Raw genomic sequence first — 8,360 nt, forward strand, 5'->3', positions numbered from 1 at the left:
AGGGGTCGGGCGCAGCCTCGGGCGCCGGCGGCGCCTGCACCGGCGAGGGGCTGGGCGCCTGCGCCAGCTGCGGCGCGTCGGGCGTCACCAGCTCGACCGGCACGGCTTCCTGCGGCGGCGGGATCTCCCGGCCGGGCAGGCGGAACAGCAGGATGAGGCCGAACAGCGCGTGCAGCGCCGCCGAGACCGCAGCCCAGAAACGGAGGCCGGAACGGGCCATGGATGTCCTGCCGTGCTCCCGCTCAGCGCCGCGGGGTCAGCGGCGCGGGCTGCTGCTGCGGCTGTGCCTGGCCGGGGCGGGCGCCCTGGACCGGCACGGCGCCGCGCGCCGGCGCGCCCGAGGGCTGCTCGGCCAGCAGGGCCACGCGGGTGAAGCCGGCGGAGGAGACGGTGCCCATCACCTCCATCACCCGGCCGTAATTGATGCCGCGGTCGCCGCGCACGAAGATGCGCCGCTCCGGCGCGCCGGGCCGCTGCTCGCGCATGATGGCCTGCAGCTGCGGCACCAGGCTCTCCAGCGGCACCTCGGTCTCCTGCAGGAAGATGCGGCCCTCGGCGTTGACCGAGATGGTCAGCGGCTCGGTCTCCTGGTTCAGCGCCTGGGCGTTGGTCTTGGGCAGGTCGATGGGCACGCCGACCGTCATCAGCGGCGCCGCCACCATGAAGATGATGAGCAGCACCAGCATGACGTCGACCAGCGGCGTCACGTTGATCTCGGACATGGCGCGGTAGCGGCCGCGCCCCCTGCCCCCTGGGCCCCCGCCGCCGGTGGACATGCCCATGGTGTCAGCCCCGCTCCTCGGCCTGGCGGGAGAGGATGGCGCCAAACTCGGCGGCGAAGCCCTCCAGCCGCGCGGCGAAGCGCGCCAGGTCGGTGTTGATCTTGTTGTAGGCCAGCACCGCCGGGATGGCGGCGACCAGGCCGATGGCGGTGGCGAACAGCGCCTCGGCGATGCCCGGGGCCACCACGGCGAGGTTGGTGTTGTTCATGCCGGCGATGGCCGAGAAGCTGTTCATGATGCCCCAGACCGTGCCGAACAGGCCGATGAAGGGCGCCACCGAGCCGACCGAGGCCAGGAACACCATCCAGCGCTCCAGCCGGTCCATCTCGCGGGTGATGGCGACGTTCATGGCGCGCTCGGCGCGCTGCTGCATGCCGGCCAGCGCGGCGCCCTCGGCGGGACGGGCGGAGCTGCGCTCCCATTCCCGCATGGCGGCGCCGAAGACGGCGGCGATCGGGTGGGTCGGGCGCTCGCCCTCCTGGCTGTAGAGGGTCTCCAGGCTGCCGCCGGACCAGAAGCGGTCCTCGAAGGCATCCGCCGCGCGGTTCACCCGGCGCAGGCTGGTCACCTTCTCGAACACCACCGCCCAGACCCAGACGCTGGCCAGCAGCAGCCCCAGCATGACGGACTTGACCACCCAGTCGGCCTGCAGGAACAGGCCCCAGAGCGACAAATCATGCGCCACCTGGCCGAGGTTGGACGCGGTCACGCTGTCACCCACGGCATTCTCCTTCTCTCACCCCGCCGGCGCGGCCGGCACGCTTCTCTTTCAGTCCGGCCACCTGGCGCGGCAGGCTCAGCCCCCGGCTGCCTGTGCCAGCCGGAACGCCTCGCGCCAGGGACCGGGCACCGGCACCGGCCGCATGTCGCCCGCCCGCACGCAGACCAGGCCGACGCGCAGCCGCGCCTTCACGCCGCCCGCCTCGTCCCGGACATCCTGCGCAAGCTCCACCGAGGCGCCGCCGAAGCGGCGCACCGCGGTTTCCACCAGCAGGGAATCGTCGAGCCGCGCGGGGGCCACATACTCCACTTCGATGCGCCGCACCACGAGCATCGAATTGTGACGCTCTATCATAACTTGATGCGGCAAGTTTATGGCACGCAAGGATTCCGTCCGCCCGCGCTCGGCCCAGCGCAAATAGCTGGCGTGATAGGCGATGCCGCCCGCGTCGGTGTCCTCGAAATAGACCCGGAGCGGCCAGCGATGCGGCCAGCTCATGGCAGACCCCCGCCCAGCAGATCGGCCTGGGTGCCGGCGGGCGGGCTCATGCCGAGGTGGCGCCAGGCCAGATCGCCCAGCACCCGGCCGCGCGGGGTGCGCAGCACGAAGCCCTCCTGGATCAGGTAGGGCTCGACCACCTCCTCCAGCGTGTCGCGGCCTTCGGCGAGCGCCGCGGCCAGGGTCTCGACGCCGACCGGGCCGCCATGATGGTGCTCGGCGATGCGGCGGAGATAGCGGCGGTCCATGGCGTCCAGCCCCTTGCCATCCACCTCCAGCCGGTTCAGCGCGGCATCCGCCATGGCGCGGTCGGCCGGCTTGCCGGAGACGAGGGCGAAATCGCGCACCCGGCGCAGCAGGCGGCCGGCGATGCGCGGCGTGCCGCGGGAGCGGTTGGCGATCTCGGCCGCGCCTTCCTCGGTGAGGGCGAAGCCGAGCTTCTGGGCGCCGCGGCGGACGATCAGCAGCAACTCCTCCGGCGTGTAGAATTGCAGGCGGAGGGGGATGCCGAAGCGGTCGCGCAGCGGGGTGGCCAGCAGCCCGGCGCGCGTCGTGGCCCCCACCAGGGTGAAGGGCGGCAGGTCGATGCGCACGGTGCGCGCCGCCGGGCCTTCGCCGATGATGAGGTCGAGCTGGAAATCCTCCATCGCCGGGTAGAGGGTTTCTTCCAGGGCGGGCTGCAGCCGGTGGATCTCGTCCACGAACAGCACGTCGCGCGGCTGGAGGTTGGTCAGGATGGCGGCGAGGTCCCCTGCCCTTTGCAGCACGGGGCCGGAGGTGGCGCGGAAGCCCACCCCCATCTCGCGCGCCACGATCTGGGCGAGGGTGGTCTTGCCCAGCCCCGGCGGCCCGTGCAGCAGCACGTGGTCGAGGGCCTCGCCACGGGTGCGGGCGGCCTGGATGAAGATGGCAAGGTTTTCGCGCAGGGCCTTCTGGCCGGTGAAATCGTCCAGGGTTTGCGGGCGCAGCGTGGCCTCGGCGGCGTCTTCCTCGCTGCGATGCGGGTCGGAGATGCGGTCGCTCATGGCTCAGACCCCAACGGACAGAAAAAAGATGGGGGTCTGGGGGAATTCATTCCCCCAGCCTTGTTCCACGCTCATCGCGGCGCCAGTTCCTTCAGCGCCTCTCGGATGAGCGATTCGAGCCCGGCCCCCTCGCCCAGCTTCTCGGCGACGCGCTGCACCGCCCCGGCGGCCTCCGGGCGCTTCCAGCCGAGATTGGTCAGCGCCGAGATGGCGTCCGCCTGCGCCCGGTCGGCCGGTGGCAATTGCGCGGCGATGGTCACGGTCCCGGCGGAGAGTCCCGGCCCGGTCGGCAGGGCGCCCACCTTGTCGCGCAGTTCCGCGACCAGCCGGGCGGCCAGCTTGGGACCCACGCCGGGGGCGCGGTTGATGGCGCCCTTGTCGCCGGCGATCAGCGCCCGGGCCAGGTCGGCCGGCGACAGGGTGGAGAGCAGGCCGAGCGCCACTTTCGGCCCGACGCCCTGGATGCCGGTGAGGGTCCGGTACCAGTCGCGCTCCGTGGCGTCGGCGAAGCCGTAGAGCAGGATGGCGTCCTCGCGCACCACCGTCTCGATCAGCAGGGAGCCGATGCCGGGCGGCGCCGGCAGGGCGGCCAGGGTGCGCGCCGAGCAGGCCACCAGATAGCCCACGCCGTTGACGTCGAAGATGCAGCCGCCGTCGAACTGGCTGTCCAGCTTGCCGGTGAGCTTGCCGATCATGCCGGGACATAGCCTTTCGCGAGGGCCACGCGGGTGTTGCGGTGATGCGCGTGGCAGATGGCGACCGCCAGCGCGTCCGAGGCATCGGCGCGCTTCAGCGTGGCGCCGGGCAACAGGCGGCGCACCATCTCGGCCACCTGGACCTTGTCGGCGTGGCCGGTGCCGACCACGGCGCGCTTGACCTCCATCGCCTGATACTCGGCGACCGGCAGCCCGGCCAGGGCGGGCGCCAGCAGCACCACGCCGCGCGCCTGGCCGAGCTTCAGCGCGGCGCCGGGGTTCTTGTTGACGTAGGTGTGCTCCACCGCCGCCTCATCCGGCTTCCACAGGTCGAGCAGCGTGTTCAGCGCGCGGTGGATCTGGCAGAGCCGCTCGGCCAGCGACAGATCGGCGGTGGTGGAGATCACCCCGTCGCCCAGGTGCCGCAGCCGGCTGCCGGAGCTTTCCACCACGCCCCAGCCGGTGTGCTGGAGCCCGGGATCGAGGCCGAGCAGCCGGACCATGGCCGTCAGTCCGACAGCCGGGCGAGGACGTCTTCCGGCACCTCGAAATTGGCGGTCACGGTCTGCACGTCGTCATGCTCGTCCAGCACGTCGATCAGCTTCAGCACGCTGCGCGCCTTCTCCTCGTCCAGCTCGACCGTGACATTGGGGCGCCATTCCAGCTTGGCGCTCTCCGCCGGGCCGAACTTCTCTTCCAGGGCGTCGCGCACGGTGAAGAGGTCCTCGATGGCGGTGCGGATCTCGTGGCCCTCCGCGCCGCTCTCGACATCGGCCGCGCCCGCCTCGATGGCGGCCTCCAGCATGGCGTCGGCATCGGCGGCGGCGGCCGGGTAGCGGACCACGCCGTTGCGCTCGAACTGGAAGGCCACCGAATTGGTCTCGCCCAGCGCGCCGCCATACTTGGAGAAGGCCGAGCGGATGTCGGAGGCGGTGCGGTTGCGGTTGTCGGTCAGCGTCTCGACGATGATGGCGACGCCGGCGGGGCCGTAGCCCTCGTAGCGGACCTCGACATAATCCTCGCCGGCGGCGGCGCCGCTGGCCTTCTTGATGGCGCGGTCGATCGTGTCCTTGGTCATGTTGGCGACGCGCGCCGCCTGCACCGCCGAGCGCAGCCGCGGGTTGAAGGCGGGGTCGGGCAGGCCCTGGCGGGCGCTGACGGTGATCTCGCGGATCAGCTTGGCGAAGGCGCGCGCGCGCTTGGCGTCCTGCGCGCCCTTGCGGTGCATGATGTTCTTGAACTGGGAATGGCCGGCCACGCGCTTGCTCTCCGGTATTCTCGGGATGTTCCGGGGGTCGGCCCCTATACCGCGCCGCGTGCCGCTGTGCGAGGGGGCCAGAGATGGGCCCCGCCCTGGCGGCAGGGACGGAAACCGTCTCCAATGGGCCAGCCCACGCCAGCCAGAAGGACACGCCGCGCCATGACCGACGCCTCGCCGACCGACCCGGCGCATCTGATCACCAGCCGCGCGGCGCTGGAGGCGCTCTACCCCGCGCCCTCCGAGATCGTGATGAAGAAGGTGGCCAGCCGCATCGACCCGCGCTCGGCCGCCTTCATCGCGGCCAGCCCGTTCTGCCTGCTGGCCACGCGCGGCGCGCGCGGCGCCCATTGCACGCCGCGCGGGGACGCGCCCGGCTTCGTCTCCGTGCTGGACGAAACCACCCTGGCCCTGCCCGACCGCCGCGGCAACCAGCGGCTGGACGCGCTGCACGACATCCTGGACGACCCGGCGCTCGCCCTGCTCTTCCTGGTGCCGGGCGTGGGGGAGACGCTGCGCATCGGCGGGCTGGGCCGCATCAGCGCCGACCCGGCGCTGTGCCAGCGCCACGCCGTGCAGGGCCAGGTGCCCGCCACCGTGCTGTTGGTCGAGGTGCGGGAGGTCTACATGCAATGCGCCCGCGCCCTGGCGCGCTCCAAGCTCTGGGCCGGGCGGGCGAAGCCGGCGGCGGCGCCCTCGGGCGGCGAATTGCTGGCCGCCCACACCAACGGGCTGATCGACGCCCGCGAATTCGACGAGGTGCACGCGCCCCACATCGTTTCGACGCTCTATTGACGCGGGCCGGGCCGGTCTGGTCTCTCAGCGGAAACTTTTTTGGGACGAGGACAGAATGAGCCCGCGCGTCATCCCGCTGTTGCTGGCCCCCGGCCTCCTGCTGCTGGCCGGCTGCGAACAGCGCTGGGCCAAGCCCGGCGCCAGCCCGGCCGAGTACGAGGCCACCCGCGCCCGCTGCGAACAGGCGATGTATGCGCAGTTCCCGCCGATCCTGGAGCGGGTGCAGAGCGGCAGCGGCTATTATTCGCCGCAGGAGACCAAATGCACCGGCGACGCCAACAACCGCCGCTGCACCACGCGCGGCGGCAACTGGGTGCCGCCCAGCGTCCGCACCGTGGACCACAATGAGGATGTGCGCGACCGCGGCATCGCCGGCTGCCTGATCGAGCAGGGGTGGCGCAGGGTCGATTAAGCAAGAAAGCGTTCTTTTTTGAAAAAAAAGAACCAAAAAACTTTTCTCAGTTGGCGTCCCGCGTATGGCCTGAAGCGGGACGCCAAACTGAAAGAAATTCTTTTTCTTCAGAAAAAGAAGAAATCAAACAACAGGCATGGCCTGGGCCAGATGCCCACCCAGCCGCACCGGCTCGATCCGCTTCGCCAAGCCGGTGGCATCGTCCGTCTCGACGAACACGCCGGACAGGCTGGCGGTGCCCTCGGCGGGGGCCAGCTTCTCGCCCGGCACCTTCTTCCAGAAGCGCAGCGCCGCGCCGCCCTTCTGCATGCCGATCACGCTGTCATAGTCGCCGCACATGCCGGCATCGGTCTGGTAGGCGGTGCCGTTCGCCAGGATGCGGTGGTCGGCGCTCGGCACATGGGTGTGGGTGCCGACCACCAGGCTGACCCGGCCGTCGAAACTGTGCGCGAAGGCCATCTTCTCGCTGGTGGCCTCGGCATGGATGTCGACCAGGATGGCCTGCACCGTGCCGCCCTGCCCCATGCTGTGCTTCGCCAGCTCGGCCTGCGCGGCGCGGAACGGGTCGTCCAGCGGCTCCATGAACAGCCGGCCCATGACGTTCATCACCAGCGCCTTGCGGCCGCCCGGCACCTCGACCACCGTGGCGCCACGGCCGGGCGTGCCGGGCGGGTAGTTCATCGGGCGGATCAGCCGCGGCTCGCCATCGATGTAGCCGATGATCTCCTTGCGGTCCCAGGAGTGGTTGCCGAGCGTCAGCACATCCGCCCCCGCCGCCAGGAAGGCGCGCACCATGTCGGGGGAGACGCCGAAGCCATGGCTGGCATTCTCGGCATTGACCACGACCAGATCGGCCTTCAGCCGGGCGCGCAGGCCGGGCAGCTCACTCGTCAGGGCGTCGCGGCCGGTGCGGCCGACCACGTCGCCCAGGAACAGGATACGCAATTCTCAGGACCTTTCGGAGGGGAGATAGCCCAGCTCGGTGGCGATGCCGGCGAGCATCCGGTCATTCGGGCCGGTGGGGATGGCGGGCAGTTCCTGCGCCGCGTAGGCGACGCCGATGGCGGTGGCGCCGGGCAGGGTGGCCAGGGTGCGGTCGTAATAGCCGCCGCCATAGCCCAGCCGCGCGCCGCGCCGGTCGAAGGCCAGCAGCGGCACCAGCAGCCAGTCGGGGCGCAGCAGCGGCGCGCTGTCGGGCGGGACGGAGGTGCCGAAGCGGCCGGGCACCAGCTCCTCGGCGCTGCGCCAGCGGCGGAACAGCAGCGGCGCGCCGCGCGGCGGCGTCACCGGCAGGCCGATGGCATGGCCACGCGCCTCCAGGCTGCGCAGCAGGGGGCGGAGGTCGATCTCATCGCCCATCGGCCAGAAGCCGGCGACGATGGCGCCGGGCGGCGGCGGGCAATGCTCCAGCACGATGGCGGCCAGCGCCCGCCCCTTGCCCTTGGGCGCGATGCCGGCGCGGCGCGCCAGCGCCGATTGCCGCAGCGCCGCCTTTTCGGCGGCCAGCTCCGGCGGATCGGCGGCGGGGGTCAGCGGGATGACGTGCGGAGCCACCATGGCCGTTGGCGTCTTATCCTCCTAAGGCCTGCGTTAGCAGGTGGGCACCAGGTAACCGGACCAAGGCCCGGCCAGAGCCAGCTCCCGGAGGATGCTTATTGGCCCCAGGGATAAAGTTGCCTGACGCACCGGGCAGCTCCGCCCACCCCATTTAGGAGGCGTCGAGCGTCGCCGCAATGCCCTCGATCTTCTCGGCCAGCCGCGACAGACGCTCGGCCAGCGCCGGGTCGGCGGCGGGCGCGGCGGCGGCGGGGGCCGATTTGGCGCGCGACAGCTCGACCCGCAGGTCGTGGATCTCGTCGGCCAGCAGCAGCGCCGCCAGCAGCAGCAGGCGGCTCTCGCCGAACTGCCCGCCCATGGCGCGGATCGAGGAGACGCGGCGGTCCACCTCGGCGGCCAGCGCGATCAGATGGCCTTCCTGGCCATCCTCGCAGGAGACGGGATGGGTATAGCCGCCAACGCGAACCGTGACCTGCCCCACGCTCAGCTCCCCTTGCTCATGTCGCCGGCGGGGCCGGTGCCCTCGGCCGGCTCCGATTCGGCCGCGCTGGCCGCCGCCTCGCCGGCCTCGACCTCGGCCAGCGCGGTGCGCAGCCGGGCCAGCGTGTCGTCCAGCC

At 71.6% G+C, this 8,360-nt stretch carries 12 protein-coding genes, 1 other RNA gene and 1 pseudogene; 2 read left to right on the forward strand and 12 right to left on the reverse strand.

Annotated elements, in window-relative coordinates; translation table 11 throughout:
* From HMPREF0731_RS24920 to HMPREF0731_RS03560, 8 genes and pseudogenes are all read right to left on the reverse strand, one after another.
* Positions 1-220, reverse strand: a pseudogene (locus HMPREF0731_RS24920) (hypothetical protein); the annotation flags it as partial.
* A gap of 22 nt (positions 221-242) precedes the next feature.
* Positions 243-722 (reverse strand): protein TolR, encoded by a 480-nt coding sequence (gene tolR / locus HMPREF0731_RS03530; protein ID WP_306302904.1) that lies wholly within the window; start codon positions 720-722, stop codon positions 243-245.
* A gap of 64 nt (positions 723-786) precedes the next feature.
* On the reverse strand, positions 787-1,503 hold the full coding sequence (gene tolQ, locus HMPREF0731_RS03535) for a protein TolQ (RefSeq protein WP_007002646.1): 717 nt from the start codon (positions 1,501-1,503) through the stop codon (positions 787-789).
* A gap of 75 nt (positions 1,504-1,578) precedes the next feature.
* Positions 1,579-2,001, reverse strand: a complete 423-nt coding sequence (locus HMPREF0731_RS03540; RefSeq protein WP_007002647.1) for a YbgC/FadM family acyl-CoA thioesterase — start codon at positions 1,999-2,001, stop codon at positions 1,579-1,581.
* Complete coding sequence (gene ruvB / locus HMPREF0731_RS03545) at positions 1,998-3,026, reverse strand: Holliday junction branch migration DNA helicase RuvB (protein WP_007002648.1); 1,029 nt, start codon at positions 3,024-3,026, stop codon at positions 1,998-2,000. Before ruvB ends, HMPREF0731_RS03540 begins: the two co-directional genes overlap by 4 nt.
* A 71-nt stretch (positions 3,027-3,097) precedes the next feature.
* Positions 3,098-3,721 carry a Holliday junction branch migration protein RuvA gene (ruvA, locus tag HMPREF0731_RS03550; RefSeq protein ID WP_007002649.1) on the reverse strand — a complete coding sequence of 208 codons (624 nt, stop codon included), beginning with the start codon at positions 3,719-3,721 and terminating at the stop codon, positions 3,098-3,100.
* Positions 3,718-4,224, reverse strand: a complete 507-nt coding sequence (ruvC, locus tag HMPREF0731_RS03555) for a crossover junction endodeoxyribonuclease RuvC (RefSeq protein WP_007002650.1) — start codon at positions 4,222-4,224, stop codon at positions 3,718-3,720. Before ruvC ends, ruvA begins: the two co-directional genes overlap by 4 nt.
* 5 nt (positions 4,225-4,229) lie before the next feature.
* Positions 4,230-4,979 (reverse strand): YebC/PmpR family DNA-binding transcriptional regulator, encoded by a 750-nt coding sequence (locus HMPREF0731_RS03560; RefSeq protein ID WP_007002651.1) that lies wholly within the window; start codon positions 4,977-4,979, stop codon positions 4,230-4,232.
* Positions 4,980-5,141: 162 nt separating this feature from the next.
* On the opposite strand from HMPREF0731_RS03560, the gene HMPREF0731_RS03565 reads away from it, so the two are divergent.
* Complete coding sequence (locus HMPREF0731_RS03565; protein ID WP_007002652.1) at positions 5,142-5,774, forward strand: MSMEG_1061 family FMN-dependent PPOX-type flavoprotein; 633 nt, start codon at positions 5,142-5,144, stop codon at positions 5,772-5,774.
* Between the two features lie 55 nt (positions 5,775-5,829).
* Positions 5,830-6,186, forward strand: coding sequence for a hypothetical protein (locus tag HMPREF0731_RS03570; RefSeq protein ID WP_007002653.1), 357 nt, complete (start codon positions 5,830-5,832; stop codon positions 6,184-6,186).
* 123 nt (positions 6,187-6,309) lie between these two features.
* Here the strand turns inward: HMPREF0731_RS03570 and HMPREF0731_RS03575 are convergent, their stop codons facing one another.
* The 4 genes from HMPREF0731_RS03575 to HMPREF0731_RS03585 form a co-directional block, all read right to left on the reverse strand.
* Positions 6,310-7,131: a TIGR00282 family metallophosphoesterase gene (locus tag HMPREF0731_RS03575; RefSeq protein ID WP_007002654.1), complete on the reverse strand. Its 822-nt coding sequence runs from the start codon at positions 7,129-7,131 to the stop codon at positions 6,310-6,312.
* 3 nt (positions 7,132-7,134) lie between these two features.
* A complete protein-coding gene (locus tag HMPREF0731_RS03580; protein WP_007002655.1) occupies positions 7,135-7,743 on the reverse strand; it encodes a 5-formyltetrahydrofolate cyclo-ligase in 609 nt (202 codons plus the stop codon).
* Positions 7,730-7,885: non-coding RNA, 6S RNA (gene ssrS, locus HMPREF0731_RS23550), on the reverse strand. Before ssrS ends, HMPREF0731_RS03580 begins: the two co-directional genes overlap by 14 nt.
* A 9-nt stretch (positions 7,886-7,894) precedes the next feature.
* A complete protein-coding gene (locus HMPREF0731_RS03585) occupies positions 7,895-8,224 on the reverse strand; it encodes a cell division protein ZapA (RefSeq protein ID WP_007002656.1) in 330 nt (109 codons plus the stop codon).
* Positions 8,225-8,360 lie beyond the last annotated feature (136 nt).

The organism is Pseudoroseomonas cervicalis ATCC 49957 (genome assembly GCF_000164635.1).
Lineage (GTDB): Bacteria > Pseudomonadota > Alphaproteobacteria > Acetobacterales > Acetobacteraceae > Pseudoroseomonas > Pseudoroseomonas cervicalis.